Below are 20,252 nucleotides of genomic sequence, written 5' to 3'. Positions count from 1 at the left end.
ATGAAGCATATATGGATAAAATGATGAAAGAAACAAGTAGATTATAGACCACTTGAAAAGAGAAGAATTCCCTTTAGGCTGAAAGGAGTTCTAAGTGAAGGATAATTGAAAGCTAGTTCTTGAATGCAGCTAATCACTGCCGTTTTCCGCGTTAAGGACAATTGAGAGATGGATAACACTTTTTAGTATTTTTGAATACTTTTTATCCATAATCAGGGTGGTACCGCGAGCAATACTTTCGTCCCTGTCCAGGGATGGAAGTTTTTTTTATGCCGAAAAAAAGGTGAAACTCTATATTTGTAGGAAATACATAAAGTAAAACAGGAGGAATATATTATGCAGAATTTAACTGGCGCAGAGATCAGAAGCAAATTTTTAGAATTTTTCCAAGGCAAAGGGCATGCAATTGAACCAAGTGCATCTTTAGTTCCCCATGACGATCCATCTTTATTGTGGATTAATAGTGGAGTAGCTACTTTAAAGAAATATTTTGATGGAAGAGTAATTCCAGAAAATCCAAGAATAACAAATGCACAAAAGTCTATCCGGACGAATGATATTGAAAACGTAGGAAAAACAGCTCGTCACCATACATTTTTTGAAATGCTCGGCAATTTTTCAATTGGTGATTATTTTAAAGAAGAAGCAATTGAATGGGCATGGGAGTTTTTAACTGATGAGAAATGGATTGGCTTTGATAAAGAGAAATTATCTGTAACCATTCATCCAGAAGATGAAGAAGCATATGTTTTATGGAAAGATAAAATTGGTGTTCCAGAGAATCGAATTATTCGTCTAGAAGGGAACTTCTGGGATATCGGAGAAGGTCCGAGTGGTCCAAATACAGAAATATTCTATGATCGTGGTCCTGAATACGGTAACGATATCAATGATCCAGAATTATATCCAGGTGGAGAGAATGACCGTTATCTAGAGGTTTGGAATCTTGTTTTCTCTGAATTTAACCATAATCCAGATGGCACTTATACTCCGCTTCCAAAGAAGAATATTGATACTGGCATGGGCTTGGAGCGTATGGCATCTGTTGTCCAAAATGTTCCGACTAACTTTGATACAGATTTGTTTATGCCGATTATTCAGGCTACGGAACAATTAGCTAACGTGAAGTATGGAAAAGATTCTTCGAGTGATGAAGCATTTAAAGTTATCGCGGATCATATACGTACAGTTGCTTTTGCGATTGGGGACGGAGCACTTCCATCGAATGAAGGAAGAGGCTATGTATTAAGAAGATTATTGCGTAGAGCAGTACGATATGCAAAGAAAATTAACATTAATCGTCCATTTATGTTTGAATTAGTTCCAGTTGTTGCAGAAATTATGGTTGATTATTATCCAACTGTAAAGGAAAAGACGGAGTTCATTCAAAAAGTAATGAAAAGTGAAGAAGAAAGATTCCATGAAACATTAAATGAAGGTCTTGCAATCCTTTCCGAAGTAATGGAGAAAGCAAAAGAAATAGGCGTAATAGCAGGAGAAGATATTTTCCGTTTATATGATACCTATGGTTTCCCAGTAGAACTAACAGAGGAATATGCGGAAGAACAAGGTCTTCGCATTGATCATGAAGGTTTTGAAAGAGAAATGGAAAGTCAGCGTGATCGTGCAAGAAAAGCTCGTCAAGAAGTAGATAGTATGCAAGTTCAAAGTGGTGTTCTAGGGAATATCAAGGTTGAAAGTCAATTTGTTGGTTATGAAGAGTGGGCAACTGAAGCAAAAATCATTGCATTATTAAAAAATGGGGAAGAAGTAGAGTCCGCTGAAGCAGGCGATGAAATTCAGTTTATCTTAGATAAAACGCCATTTTATGCAGAGAGCGGTGGACAGATTGCTGACAAAGGAAGCGTAAAAAATGATCATGTCACAATCAGAGTAGAAGATGTTCAAAAAGCACCTAATGGTCAAAATCTCCATAGAGGAACGATTGAAACGGGAGCTGTTATGATTAATGATGTATTAAATGCAACAGTAGATAGCCAAAATCGTTCAAAAATTGTTAAGAACCATACAGCAACTCATTTATTGCATCAGGCTTTAAAGGATATTTTAGGAACACATGTTAATCAGGCTGGTTCCCTTGTGCAACCAGATCGCTTACGCTTTGATTTTTCTCATTTCGGGCAAATTACAGCAGAAGAATTAGATGAAATAGAAAGAATCGTAAATGAAAAAATTTGGGAAAGTATTGCGGTCCAAATTGATTACAAAGATATAGATGAGGCAAAAGCAATGGGGGCAATGGCTTTATTTGGTGAAAAATACGGTAAAGTCGTTCGTGTTGTTCAGGTTGGTAAATATAGTTTAGAATTATGTGGTGGGTGTCATGTAGACAATACTTCAGCAATTGGTCTATTTAAAATTGTTTCGGAAGCTGGAATTGGTGCAGGTACTAGACGTATTGAAGCAGTAACTGGACAAGCAGCTTACCAGCAGTTAACAGATCAAATCCATTTATTGAAAGAAGCTGCAAATAAGTTAAAGACTAGTCCAAAGGATGTTTCTACTCGAATTGACAGTCTTCTTACAGAAGTAAAGCAATTACAACGTGAAAATGAGTCACTTGCTGCAAAAATAAGCAATATTGAAGCTGGCAACCTTGTAGACAAAGTAAAAATAATAAATGAGGTTCCTGTTTTAGTGGCTTCCATACCAAATGTCGATATGAATAATCTTCGTACTATGGCAGATGAATTAAAACAAAAAATTGGCTCTGTTGTATTAGTACTTGGTAGTGCAAATGAAGGCAAAGTTAATATAATTGCTGGTGTAACAAAAGATTTAATGGAAAAAGGCTTCCATGCAGGGAAGATTGTGAAAGAAGTAGCTACCATTTGTGGCGGCGGCGGCGGTGGTCGTCCAGATATGGCTCAAGCAGGAGGAAAGGATCCATCAAAATTAAAAGATGCCCTAGAATTTGTAGAAGAATACGTGAAATCCGTTTGATATTAGAGACAAGTAGTGTAAAATGTAGATAACTCTAAACAGAAATTGTTCGAAAAGGAAATGAGGTGTTTCAAAATGAGCTCATTCGATAAAACAATGAGATTCAATTTTCCAGAAGAACCGTATGAACATGATGTAAAAGAAGTACTTTATCAAGTGTACGAAGCACTTCAAGAAAAAGGGTATAATCCGATTAATCAAATTGTTGGATATCTGCTTTCCGGGGACCCAGCCTATATTCCCCGCCATATGGATGCGCGAAATATCATCAGAAAATTAGAGCGTGATGAAATCATTGAGGAACTTGTGAAATTTTATTTAAAACAGCAATGAGAGGAATAAACATATGCGAGTAATGGGCTTGGATGTTGGCTCAAAAACAGTAGGAGTAGCTGTTAGCGATGCTTTAGGATGGACAGCACAAGGAATAGAAACGATTCAAATCGATGAAGAAAAAGAGCGATTTGGTCTAGATCGCATTGGGTCCTTGATTGTTGAGTATGATGTAGGTAAAATAGTGGTTGGACTTCCGAAAAATATGAATGGTAGTATAGGATTTCGTGGAGAAGCTAGTCAATTGTATGGCAAGCTATTAGAAGAGCGATTTGAATTACCAGTTATATTTTGGGATGAACGACTAACAACAATGGCTGCTGAGAGAATCCTCTTAGAAGCAGATGTTAGTAGGAAAAAACGCAAGAAGGTTATTGATAAAATGGCTGCATCCTTGATTTTGCAAGGGTATTTAGACAGCCAAAAATAATGAGGTGGAAATATAATGGAACATGGCGAAACTAATACAATTACAGTTGTAGACGAACAAGGAAATGAACAATTATGTGAGATTCTGTTTACATTTGAATCTGATGAATTTGGAAAATCATATGTATTATACTATCCTATGGGAGAAGGAGATGACGATGAAGAAATTGATATCCACGCATCTTCTTTCATTCCAAATGAAGAAACAGGAGACGGTGAACTTTCTCCAATTGAAACAGAGGAAGAATGGGATCTTGTTGAAGAAATGTTAAATACATTCCTTGCTGAACAAGAAGAAGAGTAATCATCGTTTAAAAAAAGAGTCCTTAAGGGCTCTTTTTTTTTTGATACCATTGTAATTCTAATCTTATTAACTTCCCTCTAGATGTAAATTTCGATAAAAGCTACAACTTTTTTTGCAAAATATAGTATAATAGGTCGAGATATGTAAAAAATGTTTGAGTGGTTTGTGTCAAGGAGGGAAAAGATTGACTAAAAATAAAGAAGAAAACAATGCTTCTAATAGCAAGAAAGAGTTATTTTTAGCTAATTTACATCAGAGACAACAAGAAGCGAAATTAGTGAGAAGAATCGTTGCAATCGTTGCCTTTGCATTAATTGTAATTATAGCAATTGTAGGGACAACTGGTTATTTCTATATTAAATCAGCCTTACAACCCGTTAATCCTGAAAGTGAGCAAGAAATTATTATTGATATTCCAATTGGTTCTGGTGTTAGCACTATTTCTCAATTGCTTGAAGATAATGGACTCGTAAAAAATGCAAAGGTATTTAAATATTATGTAAAATTCAAAAATGAGTCGAATTTTATGGCAGGCGAGTATCATATGAATCCCTCCATGTCGATTCAGGATATTATTGAAAGCTTAAAAACAGGAAAGATTATGCAGGACCCAGTCTTTACAATGACGATACCTGAAGGCAAGCAGCTTCAGGAGATTGCCGCTATCATCGCTGAAAAAACAAATCAAAAGGAAGCAGAGATTTGTTTTTTCAGCGATGATAGCGGCAATCTCCGGAAGCAATTAAATGACGAGGCTTTTATTAAAGGCTTAATGGCCAAGTATCCTGATCTTCTTACAACAGAGATTTGGGCAAAAAACATTAAACATCCCCTTGAAGGGTATTTATTCCCTGCTACTTATTCGTATTATGAAGAAAAACCAACACTAGAAGCGATTGTTTCTGTCATGCTTGATAAAACGGAAAGTGTAGTAAAAGCTTATGAATCGGAAATAGTTCGAGATAACTTAACGGTCCATCAATTTTTAACAATGTCTTCTTTAATTGAAGAAGAGGCAACAAAAAATGTGGATCGAAAGAAAATTGCAAGTGTCTTCTATAATCGGATTGAACAAGGCATGCCTTTGCAAACAGATCCAACTGTCCTCTATGCATTAGAGGAACATAAAGATAGAGTACTTTATAAGGATTTAGAGGTAGATTCACCATATAATACCTATCAAAATGTGGGCTTACCACCTGGACCGATTGCAAATGCTGGAACAGTTTCCATGGAAGCTGCGTTAGATCCGGAAGAAACGGATTATTTATACTTTCTAGCTTCAAAGGATGGGAAAGTGTATTTCTCTAAATCACTCAATGAGCATAATGACTTGAAAGCTAAGTATATTACGGAGAATAACTAAATAAAAGACTGCGGACAAACCCAAATGGATGGCTGCAGTCTTTTTATTTATGGATTTTTTGATTTGCGAATTTGTTTGTTCGAAAAATCGTCAATTTTTGTAGGGGATTTCCCTTAGATAGCGAGATTTATTAGCATTCTGCAATATTTTATGATAAAATGGTACAAGTGTTTTTGAGTGTGTAATGTTTCATTATCCGAATTTCATACACTTTTTATGAGTTGTTAGGTTCTTTATATAGAAGCTAACTATTTTTAGGTAGAAGACAAAAGGATAGGGCTTTAAGGAAAATAGGAGGGACTCATCCTTGCAAAATAAACAAATCCTGGATTACATTGAACAATTAATTCCAGAAAGAAATGATCAGTTGAGAGAAATCGAAGAGTATGCTAAAAAAAATGATGTGCCGATTATGGAGTTAATAGGGATAGAAGCATTACTACAATTACTACGTATTCAGCAACCAAAAAAAATATTGGAAGTTGGTACTGCTATTGGTTATTCTGCATTAAGAATGGCTGATGCGCTTCCATCTTCTCAAATAATTACGATTGAAAGAGATGAACAACGGTATATAATAGCAAAAGAAAATGTCAAAAGGCTCAAGCGAGAATCCCAAGTTATCTTATTGCAAGGTGATGCCCTTGAACTTGATTCTATAGTGGAACAATATGGACCGTTCGATGCAATTTTTATTGATGCTGCAAAGGGTCAGTATCAAAAGTTTTTCAATCTATACAGCCAGTTTTTAGCAGACGATGGAATTGTCTATACAGATAATATTTTATTTCACGGTTTAGTTGCTTCTAGTGAGATTGAGAGCAGAAATGTTCGCCAATTAGTACGTAAAATAAAAAATTACAATCAATGGCTTATGGAAAATCAGGATTATCACACAGCGATTTTACCTGTGGGAGACGGTATTGCAATTAGTAAAAAGAGGGGATAATAATGAAAAAGGGGATAATAATGAAAAAACCGGAATTACTAGTAACGCCAACCAGCATAAACGATATAGAGCCACTTATTGATAATGGAGCAGATGCCTTTGTTATTGGTGAGCAAAAATTTGGTTTAAGATTAGCTGGTGAGTTTAATCGTGAGGAAGTAAAAAAGGCGATTGAAATGGCCCACCAAAGAGAGAAAAAGATTTATGTAGCTGTAAATGCAATTTTTCATAACGATAAAATTGAAGATGTAACAGAATATCTTCGGTTTTTAAATGATGTGAAAGCAGATGCCGTTATCTATGGGGATCCAGCTGTATTAATGATTGCTAGAGAAGTAGCGCCAAGTTTGAAATTACATTGGAGTACTGAAACAACAGGGACAAATTGGTACACATGTAATTATTGGGGACGAAAAGGAGCTAAAAGAGCGGTTCTAGCAAGAGAAATTAGCATGGATACGATAATCGAAACGAAAGAGCATGCAGAAGTGGAAATTGAAATTCAGGTACATGGAATGACAACAATGTTTCAATCAAAACGTACCTTGTTAGAACATTATTTCCAATATCAAGGGAAAGAAGTAGAATTAGAAGCTAACAAAACGGATAAAAACTTCTTTCTGCATGATAAAGAAAGAGAAAATAAATACCCAATTTTTCAGGACGAAAATGGAACGCATATCATGAGTCCGAATGATCTTTGTATTATTGATGAGCTGCAAGATTTATTGGATGCTGGCGTTGATTCTTTTAAAATTGATGGCCTTTTGAAAGATTCAGCCTATATTATTGCAGTTACAGGTATTTATCATCAAGCAATAACGATGTACTTAAATGATCCAGATCGATATGAAGAAGAAAAAGACAATTTACTTGCTGAAATCGAAAAGCTTCAACCACCTAACAGACAACTGGATACAGGATTTTTCTTTAAAGAAACGGTTTACTAAACAAAACGGAGGAGAAGGGAAATGACATTAGTTAAAGATCCTATTTCTGAAATAAGAGATGGAAAAAGAGTAATTGTAAAGAAACCGGAACTGTTAGCGCCAGCTGGTAATTTAGAAAAATTGAAAATTGCTGTGGCGTACGGTGCAGATGCTGTTTTTATTGGTGGGCAAGAGTACGGGCTTCGTTCGAATGCTGGAAACTTCACTTTCGAAGAAATGAAAGAAGGAGTGGAGTTTGCTAAGAAATATCAGGCGAAAGTATATGTAACTACAAATATTTTTGCACACAACGAAAATATCGATGGTTTGGAAGATTACTTATTAGGTTTAAGAACTGCAGGTGTACACGGAATAATTGTTGCAGATCCTTTAATCATTGAGACATGTCGAAAAGTAGCTCCAGAAATTGAAGTGCATTTAAGTACACAGCAATCCCTTTCTAACTGGAAGGCCGTTCAGTATTGGAAGGAAGAAGGATTAGAGCGTGTTGTACTTGCTCGTGAAACTAGTGCAGATGAAATAAAGGAAATGAAAGAAAAAGTAGATATTGAAATTGAAACTTTCATTCATGGGGCAATGTGTATTGCTTATTCTGGTCGTTGTACGTTAAGTAATCATATGACTGCTAGAGATTCTAACCGTGGTGGCTGCTGTCAATCGTGTCGTTGGGATTATGATTTGTACAAGCTGGATGGAGAAAAAGAACAGGCTTTATTTACAGATGGAGATGCTCCATTCGCGATGAGTCCAAAAGACTTAAAGCTAGTTGAATCGATTCCACGGATGATTGAACTTGGGATTGACAGCTTGAAGATTGAAGGAAGAATGAAATCAATTCATTATATAGCTACAGTAGTTAGTGTCTATCGAAAAGTTATTGATGCTTATTGTGCAGATCCAGATAATTTTGTAATAAATGAGGAATGGCTTAAAGAGCTGGATAAATGCGCAAATCGTGAAACAGCTCCTGCTTTCTTTGAAGGACAGCCAGGGTATAAAGAGCAAATGTTTGGAAATCATAGCAAAAAGACCACTTTTGACTTTGCTGGTTTAGTGCTTGATTACAACGAAGAAACACAAATAGTAACATTACAACAAAGAAACTTCTTTAAAAAGGGGCAGGAAGTCGAGTTTTTCGGTCCAGAAATCGATAATTTTACAATGATTGTTGATAAAATTTGGGATGCAGATGGTAAGGAAATCGATGCTGCAAGACATCCATTACAAATTGTTAATTTTAAAGTGGATCACCCTGTTTATCCAAATAATATGATGCGAAAGGAGCTTTAAAAGCATGCAGCCGAAACCAGTAGTTATTGGTGTCGCAGGTGGCTCCGGATCTGGAAAAACAAGTGTGACCAAAGCTATATTTGACCATTTTAAAGGACATTCGATTTTAATGATCGAACAAGATTATTACTATAAAGATCAATCCCATCTACCATTTGAGGAGAGATTGAAAACGAATTATGATCATCCGCTCGCATTTGATACGGAGTTATTAATAAACCATATCCAAAAATTATTAAATTATGAGGCAGTTGAAAAGCCTGTATATAATTATGCGATGCATACTCGTTCAGATGAAACAATATTAGTTGAGCCAAAGGATGTAATCATTGTTGAAGGTATATTGATTTTAGAAGATGAGGGTCTTCGTGATTTAATGGACATGAAGCTGTTTGTGGACACAGACGCAGATTTGCGTATCATTAGAAGGTTGATGAGAGATATCAAAGAAAGAGGAAGAACCATTGACTCCGTTATTGAACAATATGTCAATGTAGTTCGCCCGATGCATAATCAATTTATAGAACCAACGAAGAGATATGCAGATATTATCATTCCTGAAGGTGGCCATAATCATGTAGCAATTGATTTAATGGTTACAAAAATTCAAACAATTCTTGAACAAAAATCACTTTTATGAAACAATAGATAATATTGAATTACCAACAATTAGGCTGTTTGTCAATGGACAGCCTATTTTTCCCAATTTTGATTATGTAAGTAACCAATAGGTTAAGATAACAGGCAGAATAGACAAAGAAATGTTAGATTTATTTCTTTAGATTATTTTTTGAATGAATAAAAGTTTTAATATTGAGTTGACGAGAATACAAGTAGACACCACAGGGAGTAGCGAGAAAGAGGAAACCATAAAGGCTTGCATAGCGTTGATCATTGCTCCATAAAGAAAACGGTGTATATTCAATCTGCTGGCTATATTTCTAACCAAATAAAAGTGGTATACTTTAACAAAAAACCACTAATCAGTGAAAAAATGTTAAAGCAGAACGGATAATCTAATAGAAAATGCTTTCTTTTTTCTTCAATCCGTATTAAACTCATTCTATTAGAAAAAAGCGCGTCTATCCAAAGTTGTCGTGCTATTATCTTTAATACATAATTATTAGGGATTTTATAGAATAGCCTTTTTGCTATTTTTTCAACTATCCCATACTTGAAGGAGTGAAGATTTTGGCAATCGAAAAAGAATTTCCAATGACATTAGCAGGTAAAGAAAAATTAGAACAGGAACTAGAACAATTAAAAACAGTAAAACGTAAAGAAGTAGTGGAACGTATTAAAATTGCTCGTAGTTTTGGGGATTTATCCGAAAACTCAGAGTATGATTCTGCGAAAGAGGAGCAGGCATTTGTAGAAGGTCGTATTACGACGATTGAAAATATGATTCGCAATGCGAAAATAATCTCTGAAGATGAATTTGATCGTGACACTGTTTCACTTGGTAGTTCTGTAACATTTATTGAGCTTCCAGATGGAGAGGAAGAAACATATACAATCGTTGGTAGTGCAGAGGCAGATCCGTTTGAAGGGAAAATTTCTAACGATTCTCCAATCGCAAAAAGCTTAATCGGCAAAAAAGTTGGAGACAAGGTAATTGTACAAACTCCAGGTGGAGAAATGAATGTACAAATCGTAACAATTAAATAAGTATGATTTAAAATGAGTTGGTAACAATATAAAAAGTTATCATAGACTTGTTTATAAAGGAGACACCTCGTCAACACTCTTGATGAGGTGTTTTTTTATATGTGGAGAAAAAGAATAGTTGGCATTGGCATCATTTTTTTGCTCGCCTTGAGTGTATTGCTTTTACGATTAATACAAGTACAGCTGGTAGAGACAACTCATTTTACTAAGCATAATATTAATTTGGTAGAAGCAAGTGTGAAGCAAAGATCGCAGGAGATGGAATTAGACAATGGTCGGGGAACCTTTCTTGATAAAAAAGGAGATGCACTTACACACCAGACTAAGGCAGTTTTGATATTATTTCCATTTTTAAACAAAGTGGATTGGGATAGCAAAAAAGTAGCGGATATTATTGGGACGAGTGAATATAATGTAAAGAAAAGCATTTTAGATGCAAAAGAACCGGTAGTATTTGGAGATAAAGAACCTCTTGAATTATCAAACAGTCAAATGTCTGCCATCAATCAGTTGAAAATTCCAGGTGTATTTGCTGCCGAAAAAAAATTTCATATTAATAATAATATTGCAGAACAATTACTAGGTATCACGGGACAAAATGAAGAGCAATTACAGAAACGATATCCAGATAGAAAGCTGGCAGGTTCTACATTAATCGGATTAACGGGGTTGGAAAGAAGCTTTGACGAATTTTTATTGCCTGATGGAGAATCGAAGCTAGTGTATCATGTTGATGCAAAAGGAGGTCCTCTTTTTGGCTTAAACGTGAAATATGTGGAACCGGGAAATCCTTTTTACCCTGTAAATGTTCGAACAACGATTGATACTGATTTACAGGAGATGGCAGAAAAATTAGTCGATGAACAAGGAATTGAAAAAGGTGGTTTAGTTTTATTAGATTTGGAGGATAATTCCGTTGCTGCAATGGTTTCAAGACCACAAATAAATAAAACAAACCCATATCAGACAGATGGAGTAAATAACTATATGTTAAAGCAGCAAATCGTTGGATCTGTTTTTAAAACTGTCATTGCTGCTGCAGCAATTGATAATGAATTAGATGACGATAATATTCAATATGATTGTAGCAAGAAGATTAACGGAGAACCGGATCCAAATTATCAGCATGGTATGTTAAACTTTACAGAAAGCTTTGCTGTTAGCTGTAATAATACATTTGGAACATTAGCAAAGGATTTAAAAGAAATAGATGAGAATTTGATTGAAGAATATGCCGAAAAATTATCTTTAACAAGCATGGTCGGTTGGCAAGGCAGTGTCTTTCATTCGGCAGATTTCCAGCAGTTTAGTGGAGAAGAAAAGGGAAGAGTATTTCTTAACGAGGAAGCAAAAAAGGATAAGAACTACGTTGCTTTAACTGGAATTGGCCAGCATGAAGTTCGTGTTACCCCACTAGCTGTCGCCAATATGATGGCGACTATTGCCAAAGGAGGTAAGAAGGAAAGCGTACAAGTTGTATCAGATATACAATACAAAAATGGAACGACCTTCTTTTCTTTTGGTAAACAGGAGCTAGAAGGAGAACAAATTTCTCCCTATACTGCTTCAAGACTGCAAAAGCTGTTAAGAGAAGTTGTTACGAACGAGAAAGGGACAGGTAGATGGTTTCAGGACCTCCCTTACGCGGTTGCAGGTAAATCGGGAACAGCGGAAACAGGAGTATTTCAAGACGGTAAGCAGCTCCATAATAAATGGTTTGCAGGCTATTTTCCATTTGATAAGCCTAGATATGCATTAGTAACGGTGAATTTAGATGTCTTTTCAGAAGAAGGTGGAGTGAATCAACTATTTGCAGAGGTGGTAAAAGGGGTATATGAAAAAGAGGATGAGTCTGCTCAATAAGTAAGTACCTATGGTTCACACTTTTCTAAAAGTACACTGCCATGTTAAAATATGTACAGTGAAATAGAATATTATGTGTAAGCCTACTTATATAAAAAGGATAAGGATAGACAATAGGAGGAGAAACACCTTGAGCAAAGAAACAAATAGTGAAAATAGTACGAGATATCAACAACGATCTAAAAGAAAGAAAACGAATCTTATCTTAAATGGGTTAATTATTGCCGTAATTTTATTAATCGGATTCGTATCTTATTCTATCTTTCATACGAACGACGAAAATAATGCTGATAAAAAACAGGATAGTAATACAAATATAGGTCAAGAAGCAACTGATGATGAAACAGTTAATCCAACAAATGAATCTGACGAAACAACAACTGAAGAGGAAGATGCAGCAGTAGAAGAGGAAGAAGAATCTGAAAATGGTGAAATCGTAACAGAAGGCGGCAGTGATTCCAATGTGGTAAAAACGATTGAGAATCCGTCCTGGGAGCCCATTGGAACCACACAAACTGGTGAGCATGCTGCATCATATTCAGACGATAGCGTGGATTGGAATGAGCAAATAAAAGCTTTATCCTATGCGACAGGATTAGATAGTAGTAATATGACAGTGCAGTTTCTTGGTAATAACAATAACGATCCACAAAAATCAATAGGAACCGTATCTTCCAAAGACAAATCTGAAATTTATCGAGTATATATTGAATGGGTAGATGGAAGCGGATGGAAACCGACAAAAGTAGAGGAACTTAAAGAATTAATTATTCGTTAAGATTAGAACTGGAACTGGAGAAATGTCTCTCCAGTTCTTTTTTATTAGCATTAAAAATGCTTTTTCATTTTAAAGTGGACAACCGAGGTATAATAAGGTCGACCATTATCTAGTAGAGTAACTTGATGAGAAACAGAGTGCACAGAAAGTAAGATTGATTTATTTACTTCAATTTGTTCATTTATTTTTTTTTCTATTGATTTTAAACTCTCTCCTTCGAAAAATTCTACTTTATCTTCAATCATTTCTAATTGAATATTCATATCTAAACATCCTTTCCTCATACAGTAAAAATATCATAACATAAGCAACCAATAGAACAATAACAAAATAGATAAAATACAGGAGTAATTGTTGAAAAATAGGGAATAAACACACTTTTATTAGATTCTTGATAACAAGTAGAAAGATATGTTAAATTAAGAACAAGAAATTTTAAAAACCATAGTATACTTATAGGAATTATATATTATAACAATAGAGGTGCGAAGCTATGGGAAAAGAGTTCCTTGAGATCTTTGAACAATGGGCTGATTCGTATGATGACAGTCTCACTAATGATAAAGAATATGAAGCAGTTTTTCGTCATTATGATCGTATATTAACGAATGTTGCAGAACGTTCTGCTGGTCATGTTGTTGAATTTGGACCAGGTACCGGAAACCTTACACTTAAATTGATTGAAAAAGGATTAACTGTCACGGCGATTGAACCATCACCTGCCATGAGAAGGTTAGCAAAAGACAAAATTGGCACAAAAGCACAATTAATAGAGGGGGATTTCCTTCATTTTAAGCTAGATAGTACTCCAAATACATTTGTAAGCACCTATGCTTTTCATCATTTAACCGATCAGGAAAAGGACGAAGCGATTAAACAGTATAGTAATCTCCTCCCTAAAGGTGGTAAAATAGTGTTTGCTGATACAATGTATGTCACGAAAGAAGCGCACTACCAAGCAATTAAGGGCGCAACGGGGAAGGGGCAGAATAATTTAGCAGAAGACTTACAAAGAGAATACTATACAACAATTCCCATTCTTACAGAGATCTTAGAGAAAAATGGTTTTTCAGCTCGTTTCGAAAAGATGAATGATTTTGTTTGGATTATGGAAGGGAAAAAATAAACGAAAGAGGTTAATCAATTGAAGATCGCAATTATTGGTGCAATGGAAGAAGAAGTAACTTTATTACGTGAAAAAATAATAAACAAGAAAGAACAGACAATCGTTGGATTTCAATTTATTGAAGGGGAATTGTACGGGAAAGAGGTTGTTCTCCTTCGTTCAGGTATAGGAAAAGTAAATGCAGCAATGAGCACAACAATCCTCCTTCAAACATTTAAACCAGATTACCTTATAAATACTGGATCAGCAGGAGGTTTAAATCCTGATCTAGAAGTAGGGGACGTTGTCATTTCGAACGAAGTACGCCATCATGATGTTGATGCCACTATTTTTGGTTATGAATACGGGCAAGTTCCACAAATGCCAGCAAGCTTTAAGGCAAATGAAAAATTAATTGATGTAGCAGAGCAGAGCGCAAAGGAAATTGGTAATCATACAATCGTAACAGGATTGATTACCACTGGTGATTCGTTTATTAATCAACCTGAAAAAGCAGCCTTTATTCAATCAAAATTTGATAATCTGCAAGCTGTAGAAATGGAAGCAGCAGCAATCGCTCAAGTAGCGTATCAATATAACATTCCATTTGTTATTATACGCTCTTTATCTGATATCGCTGGGAAGGAATCACATTTATCCTTTGACCAGTATTTAGAAAAAGCAGCTGTACATTCAGCAAATCTAGTGATGGGTATCGTTGATAAAATTTAAAAAAGATGGAGGAGGGAAAAAGCCTCCTCGTCTTTCTTTAACAATAAATACTAGTAAACCACTAAGAATAATTGGAACTGAAGTAATTTATGGATTCAGACGAAATTTCTTATAAATAGGGTAAGAATAATAAGGGGGTGTGTAGTGTTGAAAGTTTATCAAAATGTGCATCAATTAATTGGGCATACACCTATTGTTGAATTGACTCATTTTTCATTACCTGAAAATGTTCATTTATTTGCAAAGTTGGAATTTTATAATCCTGGTGGAAGTATTAAAGATCGCCTAGGTTATGAATTAATTCATGAAGCATTGCAGAGTGGAAAGATTACCAAAGGTGGAACAATTATTGAACCTACTGCGGGGAATACAGGGATTGGGCTTGCGCTAGCAGCATTAAATACAGGAATAAAGGTAATGGTATGTGTACCTGAAAAATTTAGTGTGGAAAAACAAGAGATTATGAAGGCATTGGGTGCAGAAATTATTCATACACCTACTTTATTAGGAATGAAAGGTGCAATAGAAAAAGCGAAGGAGCTGCATCAAAAAATTCCTAATTCCTATATACCAGGACAATTTGAAAACGAAGCAAATCCCAATACGTATTATAAGACACTTGGTCCAGAAATTTGGGAGCAATTAAATCATCATGTCGATATATTTGTCGCTGGTGCCGGAACAGGCGGTACTTTTATGGGAACGGCCCGATATTTAAAAGAACAAAATCCAGCTATTAAAGCAGTAATAGTAGAACCAGAAGGCTCTATTTTAAATGGTGGGAAAAGTGGGCCGCATAAAACTGAAGGAATTGGAATGGAGTTCATACCAGTATATATGGATCCAGCCTTTTTTGATCAGATTCATACAGTTTCTGATGCAGATGCATTTGATTATGTAAAGCTAGCTGCTGAAAAGGAAGGTTTACTTATAGGTAGTTCTTCAGGAGCCGCTTTATATGCTGCTATCCAAGAAGCATATAAAGCAAAAAGTGGTAGCAACATTGTTGTGATTTTTCCAGATTCTAGTGATCGGTATATAAGCAAAAAAATATTTGATGGAGGAATATAAATGAAAAGAAAAACAAAATTAATACACGGCGGAATTCCTGGTGATCCTTATACTGGAGCAGTGAATGTTCCTATCTATCAAGTAAGCACTTATAAACAGGACGGAATTGGAAATCATAAAGGCTTTGAATATTCCAGAACGGGCAACCCTACTCGCCATGCTTTAGAAGAACTCATTAAAGATTTAGAGGAAGGAAAAAGAGGCTTTGCTTTTAGCTCTGGGATGGCAGCTATTACTGCAGTCATGATGTTATTTAAAAAGGGAGATCATATTCTACTAACAGACGATGTATATGGTGGAACTTTCCGTGTAATGACAAAGGTTCTAAATAAGTTTGGGATAGAGGCAACCTTTATTGATACAAGTAATAGTAGCAATATAAAAGAGGGAATCAAAGAAAATACTGTTGCTTTATATATTGAAACTCCGACGAATCCGTTATTGAAAATAACAGACATCAAGGAGGCGTCTCATGTTGCTAAAGAAAATGGCTTATTAACGATTGTAGATAATACATTCTCTACACCATATTGGCAAACACCATTAACATTGGGCGCAGATATTGTACTTCATAGTGCAACGAAGTATTTAGGCGGTCATAGTGATGTCGTAGCTGGATTAGTCGTTGTTAATGATGATAAATTAGGAGAAGATTTTCATTTCGTTCAAAATTCAACAGGAGGAGTATTAGGACCCCATGATTCTTGGCTATTAATCAGAGGGATGAAAACACTTGGAATACGCATGGAAGAGCATGAAAGCAATACGAAACAAATCGTTGCATTTCTAAAAGAACATCCATCTATTTCAAAAGTATATTATCCAGGATTAGCCACTCATCCAAATCATGAAATAAGCCAAAAGCAAGCACTTGGCTTTGGAGGGATGGTAAGCTTTGATGTCGGAAGCGCGGAAAACGCTGATAAGCTTTTGGAAAAAGTAAAATATTTTACCTTAGCAGAAAGTTTAGGGGCTGTTGAAAGCTTAATTTCGGTTCCAGCAAGAATGACACATGCCTCGATTCCAGCAGAAAGAAGATCCGAGCTAGGCATAACAGATGGACTTGTGCGTATTTCGGTTGGACTAGAAGACGTAGAAGATTTAATAGAGGATTTAAAGCAGGCATTACAATGAGTTAAGACAAGAGGTTTACAGATAGTTACGGCTATTTGTAAACCTTTTTTGACTAAAGTAAAAAACTCTTATGTTAGTAGAAAAAGAAATTCGATAACAAATAAAAGCTGTAAGCACCCGCACCCCTAGAATAAAAATCTTCATTAGCTTTTCGAACATCCCTTTTTATATTATTTATGGATATCACTTAAATTTTGCTCAATGGAATTGTTATATATAGAACTTATATGAGATAGGCCATTTCATTAAATAGCAGGGCGAAATATCTATATTTTCAAAAAAAGGTTTACAAAATTGGCATTGAAGGATATAATTACCAATGTGAGAACAAAAAATTCGAAGGAGGTTGAATAAAATGGCAAGATTATTACCAGAATTAAACAGTGTACTAGTAATTGAATATGCAATATACACGAATTCAACCACTCCGGAATGGGATTTGTTATCTTAGTTCATTTTAACTAAAATATATCCAACCGCAGGGTAGTCGTGTCCTGCGGTTTTATTATGCCTTTTTTAAGCCGCAGATAGGTCTATTTGCGGTTTTTTTGTGCACTCACGAGAAAAATATACCATTTTTGGAATTAAATACAAAAAAGTAGGAGGAGTAATCAATGACGTTAAATTTAATCTTTTTAACCGTTACACTGAAGAAAAAACAATGGACAAATAATGAAATTTTGCAGGAAATGGAAATGGAAAGGCGGATTGCCGAAAATCGTAGAAAATTATCTGAAATAGACTACTTAACACATAGGTTATAAAAAATTTCACTCTTGGGAGGTGAAGACATGACCTTAAATATTTTCTTTATAACAATAACGATTCATCTGAAAAAGATGACGGAAGAAGAATACCTTCATTTACAGGAAATTGAGCAAATGATGCAAGAAAATAAAAATAAACAGATTCAATCTGGATGTTTCTCTCGCATCAATTATTAAAATAAATAGGTGGTGTTAATTATGACGATAAATATGCTGTTTTTTACGATAACCTTTCATTCGAAAAAAATGACAGAAGAAGAAAAGATGCATCAACAATATATTGAAGAAATTATAGAAGAAAATAGAATGAAGCAAATATCAGTTACTCGCTTTTTATAAAAATGAAAGGGGCGGAATAAAATGTATTTAATCATCCTACAATGTCGTCAATCAATCTTATGGGCAGAGAAAGATACAGACTAACAAGTTACATCTAAATCGTCGCCTTTTGCAGGAATAGGATTGGGGTAATATATTGTGCCAGAACAATAAGAAGCTGATGAATATAGTCATCAGCTTCTTCCTTAATCATTAGGTTAATTCACTATTTTGGTATAGCTGTTGTTTTTAACTAATAATACTCCCACACGATTAACAGGACATTAACCGATTATTTTTTAATAAATCGGTATTCCAGCAATTGATTTAAATCGTTCATTTGCTCCAGTAGCTTTTCTCCTACGTTTGTTTCTAATACCTTCTTCCGTTGAAGTTCTCTATCAACAACTCTTTTTACAGACAAGACGTCCGTACCGTTTTCTAATACATCTTCCTTTGAAGTAAAATGCTTATGGGCAACTAATTGCATCCCATAGGAGTTATATAATAATGTATATCCTGCAATCCCTGTCTTAGATTGGTATGCTTTGGAGAAACCGCCATCAATAACAATCATTTTCCCATTTGCTTTAATAGGATTTTCTCCATTTATTTCAGCAACGGGGGTATGCCCATTAATAATATGTCCTTGATCCGGATTCAAGCCGAATTCCTCTAAAATACTGCGGCATATCTCTTCCTTTTCCCTTAAGGAATAATAAGGGTTCTTTTTCTCTTTATGCGTGTCCTTCTCTTTAATAAAGTATCGCTCAAATGTAGTCATATCCTTTTTGCCAAATAAAGAGGAGTTTTCCCCTGTCCATAAATACCAAACCAAATCTGTTGCAAAGTCATCGGTTATTTCTGGATGATTAAAGCTATAGCGTAAATAATATTCAAAGAGATCAAATAATTCCTTACCACGATAATCCTTTCCATCGATGCACATTGCTTTCATTGTTCCATCTTCATTTAAAGGAATGCAGCCATGGATTAATAAATTACTATTGTATTTTAAATATAATCTTCCTTTATTCATTAAAAAGTGAACATGTCTAGCTAGTTTTTCTGAATGCTGTATCGAAAAAAGCAGCTTATTCATGACTTGTTCTTCTTCTTTTAAAAGGATGGAAGGTGCGTTCGGATCGATTGTATTAAAGCAGGTATTTTCTAACGGGTAAATCTTTCCATTTAAATCAATAGTATTCATTTCGTAATCAATCTTTTCTAATAGGAGGCGATGATGCATTTGGAAATCAGGGCGCCTTTTAATAATCGGCATTTCCAGCTTGAATTGAATGATGGAAATAGCTTGATGAATTTTTGTAATTTGTAAAATGTTTTCTTCTGTATTCTCTTCTTTTTTTGCATTCATTTTTGGACGAAAAGCTTCATTATCTTTATAATATTTATTCGCTAAGTTAAGAAGTGGGCGCAAATTTATTCCATATGCATCTTCGATAATATCTAAGTTGTCATATCTAGCACAAATTCGAATAATATTAGCAAGACAGACTTTTGATCCGGCATATGCCCCAATCCATAGAACATCATGATTTCCCCATTGTATATCTACTGAGTGATAATCCATTAAAGTATCCATGATTTTATCTGGAAAAGGTCCTCGATCATATATATCTCCTACTACATGTAAATGATCGACAACAAGTCTTTGAATAGTATAGGCTAGGCCAATAATTAGTTTATTTGCTTGTCCTAATGAAATAATTCTGTTAATGATACTTGAATAATAATCCGTTTTATTATTTAATTCATTTTTTTCATACAATAATTCTTCAATTATATACACAAACTGCTGTGGCAATGCTTTTCTAACTTTAGAATTTGTATACTTGGAAGATGCATATGATACCAATCGAATCATTCTTTCGATTGTATCGGCATACCAATCATCTAGTTCTGATGTATGAATAAACGAATTAACAACTCTTTTTAGCTTTTCTTCTGGATAATAAACCAATGTTGCAAATTCATCGATTTCTGATTTCGAAAGCTCCTCTTTAAATAAATCACGGATTTTTTCTTTAACATTCCCTGAACCATTCCTTAAAACGTGTTGAAAAGCATGATACTCTCCATGCAGATCACTGACAAAATGCTCTGTCCCCTTTGGGAGGTTTAGTATCGCATCTAGATTTATTATTTCGGTAACCACTTTCTCTTCTGAATCATACTTTTCTGTAAGTAAATCTAAATATTTCGTATCCATT

At 35.0% G+C, this 20,252-nt stretch carries 22 protein-coding genes and 1 other annotated feature; of the genes, 20 read left to right on the top strand and 2 right to left on the bottom strand.

What is annotated here, in order from left to right; all coding sequences use genetic code 11:
* Nucleotides 1-14: 14 nt before the first annotated feature.
* Nucleotides 15-249 (top strand) — a binding site (T-box leader).
* Nucleotides 250-336: 87 nt separating this feature from the next.
* The 13 genes from alaS to RTL21_RS03430 all read left to right on the top strand — a co-directional run bounded on the left by alaS (nucleotide 337) and on the right by RTL21_RS03430 (nucleotide 12,894).
* Nucleotides 337-2,964 carry an alanine--tRNA ligase gene (gene alaS, locus RTL21_RS03490; RefSeq protein WP_312093361.1) on the top strand — a complete coding sequence of 876 codons (2,628 nt, stop codon included), beginning with the start codon at nucleotides 337-339 and terminating at the stop codon, nucleotides 2,962-2,964.
* 75 nt (nucleotides 2,965-3,039) lie between these two features.
* Nucleotides 3,040-3,297: an IreB family regulatory phosphoprotein gene (locus tag RTL21_RS03485; RefSeq protein WP_312093359.1), complete on the top strand. Its 258-nt coding sequence runs from the start codon at nucleotides 3,040-3,042 to the stop codon at nucleotides 3,295-3,297.
* Between the two features lie 13 nt (nucleotides 3,298-3,310).
* A complete protein-coding gene (gene ruvX / locus RTL21_RS03480) occupies nucleotides 3,311-3,727 on the top strand; it encodes a Holliday junction resolvase RuvX (protein WP_312093357.1) in 417 nt (138 codons plus the stop codon).
* 15 nt (nucleotides 3,728-3,742) lie between these two features.
* The gene (locus RTL21_RS03475) at nucleotides 3,743-4,030 is read left to right on the top strand and encodes a DUF1292 domain-containing protein (protein WP_031538878.1); all 288 of its coding nucleotides are present in this window, start codon (nucleotides 3,743-3,745) and stop codon (nucleotides 4,028-4,030) included.
* Between the two features lie 184 nt (nucleotides 4,031-4,214).
* The gene (gene mltG / locus RTL21_RS03470) at nucleotides 4,215-5,396 is read left to right on the top strand and encodes an endolytic transglycosylase MltG (protein ID WP_312093354.1); all 1,182 of its coding nucleotides are present in this window, start codon (nucleotides 4,215-4,217) and stop codon (nucleotides 5,394-5,396) included.
* 307 nt (nucleotides 5,397-5,703) lie between these two features.
* A complete protein-coding gene (locus RTL21_RS03465; protein WP_312093352.1) occupies nucleotides 5,704-6,345 on the top strand; it encodes an O-methyltransferase in 642 nt (213 codons plus the stop codon).
* Between the two features lie 20 nt (nucleotides 6,346-6,365).
* Nucleotides 6,366-7,295, top strand: coding sequence for a peptidase U32 family protein (locus tag RTL21_RS03460; protein ID WP_312093439.1), 930 nt, complete (start codon nucleotides 6,366-6,368; stop codon nucleotides 7,293-7,295).
* 21 nt (nucleotides 7,296-7,316) lie between these two features.
* Nucleotides 7,317-8,585 carry a peptidase U32 family protein gene (locus RTL21_RS03455; RefSeq protein WP_312093350.1) on the top strand — a complete coding sequence of 423 codons (1,269 nt, stop codon included), beginning with the start codon at nucleotides 7,317-7,319 and terminating at the stop codon, nucleotides 8,583-8,585.
* Between the two features lie 4 nt (nucleotides 8,586-8,589).
* Nucleotides 8,590-9,225: a uridine kinase gene (gene udk / locus RTL21_RS03450; RefSeq protein WP_312093348.1), complete on the top strand. Its 636-nt coding sequence runs from the start codon at nucleotides 8,590-8,592 to the stop codon at nucleotides 9,223-9,225.
* A gap of 237 nt (nucleotides 9,226-9,462) precedes the next feature.
* Nucleotides 9,463-9,600, top strand: a complete 138-nt coding sequence (locus tag RTL21_RS03445) for a hypothetical protein (protein WP_312093347.1) — start codon at nucleotides 9,463-9,465, stop codon at nucleotides 9,598-9,600.
* Nucleotides 9,601-9,776: 176 nt separating this feature from the next.
* Nucleotides 9,777-10,253 (top strand): transcription elongation factor GreA, encoded by a 477-nt coding sequence (gene greA / locus RTL21_RS03440; protein WP_312093345.1) that lies wholly within the window; start codon nucleotides 9,777-9,779, stop codon nucleotides 10,251-10,253.
* A gap of 99 nt (nucleotides 10,254-10,352) precedes the next feature.
* Complete coding sequence (locus RTL21_RS03435) at nucleotides 10,353-12,116, top strand: penicillin-binding transpeptidase domain-containing protein (RefSeq protein WP_312093343.1); 1,764 nt, start codon at nucleotides 10,353-10,355, stop codon at nucleotides 12,114-12,116.
* Between the two features lie 130 nt (nucleotides 12,117-12,246).
* On the top strand, nucleotides 12,247-12,894 hold the full coding sequence (locus tag RTL21_RS03430) for a DUF1510 family protein (protein WP_312093341.1): 648 nt from the start codon (nucleotides 12,247-12,249) through the stop codon (nucleotides 12,892-12,894).
* A gap of 50 nt (nucleotides 12,895-12,944) precedes the next feature.
* Here the strand turns inward: RTL21_RS03430 and RTL21_RS03425 are convergent, their stop codons facing one another.
* Nucleotides 12,945-13,157, bottom strand: coding sequence for a DUF2536 family protein (locus RTL21_RS03425; RefSeq protein ID WP_312093339.1), 213 nt, complete (start codon nucleotides 13,155-13,157; stop codon nucleotides 12,945-12,947).
* A 230-nt stretch (nucleotides 13,158-13,387) separates the two neighbouring features.
* Here RTL21_RS03425 and RTL21_RS03420 point away from each other — a divergent pair, with 230 nt between their 5' ends.
* The 7 genes from RTL21_RS03420 to RTL21_RS03390 all read left to right on the top strand — a co-directional run bounded on the left by RTL21_RS03420 (nucleotide 13,388) and on the right by RTL21_RS03390 (nucleotide 18,042).
* Nucleotides 13,388-14,020: a class I SAM-dependent DNA methyltransferase gene (locus tag RTL21_RS03420; RefSeq protein WP_312093337.1), complete on the top strand. Its 633-nt coding sequence runs from the start codon at nucleotides 13,388-13,390 to the stop codon at nucleotides 14,018-14,020.
* Nucleotides 14,021-14,038: 18 nt separating this feature from the next.
* On the top strand, nucleotides 14,039-14,731 hold the full coding sequence (mtnN, locus tag RTL21_RS03415) for a 5'-methylthioadenosine/S-adenosylhomocysteine nucleosidase (protein WP_312093335.1): 693 nt from the start codon (nucleotides 14,039-14,041) through the stop codon (nucleotides 14,729-14,731).
* Between the two features lie 147 nt (nucleotides 14,732-14,878).
* A complete protein-coding gene (locus RTL21_RS03410; protein WP_312093333.1) occupies nucleotides 14,879-15,802 on the top strand; it encodes a PLP-dependent cysteine synthase family protein in 924 nt (307 codons plus the stop codon).
* Nucleotides 15,803-16,936 (top strand): bifunctional cystathionine gamma-lyase/homocysteine desulfhydrase, encoded by a 1,134-nt coding sequence (locus tag RTL21_RS03405; RefSeq protein WP_312093331.1) that lies wholly within the window; start codon nucleotides 15,803-15,805, stop codon nucleotides 16,934-16,936.
* Nucleotides 16,937-17,550: 614 nt separating this feature from the next.
* On the top strand, nucleotides 17,551-17,700 hold the full coding sequence (locus RTL21_RS03400) for a YrzI family small protein (RefSeq protein WP_312093329.1): 150 nt from the start codon (nucleotides 17,551-17,553) through the stop codon (nucleotides 17,698-17,700).
* A gap of 27 nt (nucleotides 17,701-17,727) precedes the next feature.
* A complete protein-coding gene (locus tag RTL21_RS03395; RefSeq protein ID WP_312093327.1) occupies nucleotides 17,728-17,880 on the top strand; it encodes a YrzI family small protein in 153 nt (50 codons plus the stop codon).
* A gap of 21 nt (nucleotides 17,881-17,901) precedes the next feature.
* Entirely contained in the window at nucleotides 17,902-18,042 is a 141-nt protein-coding gene (locus tag RTL21_RS03390) for a YrzI family small protein (protein ID WP_312093325.1), read from the top strand.
* A 271-nt stretch (nucleotides 18,043-18,313) separates the two neighbouring features.
* Here RTL21_RS03390 and RTL21_RS03385 read toward each other — a convergent pair whose 3' ends face one another.
* Entirely contained in the window at nucleotides 18,314-20,251 is a 1,938-nt protein-coding gene (locus tag RTL21_RS03385; protein ID WP_312093323.1) for a fructose-1,6-bisphosphatase, read from the bottom strand.
* Between the last annotated feature and the right edge of the window lies 1 nt (nucleotide 20,252).

The organism is Niallia sp. (assembly GCF_031978665.1).
In the GTDB taxonomy this organism is placed as follows: Bacteria; Bacillota; Bacilli; order Bacillales; family Cytobacillaceae; genus Niallia.
Note: the sequence above shows the minus strand (reverse complement) of the source record. Positions and strands in the feature narration are given on the sequence as shown.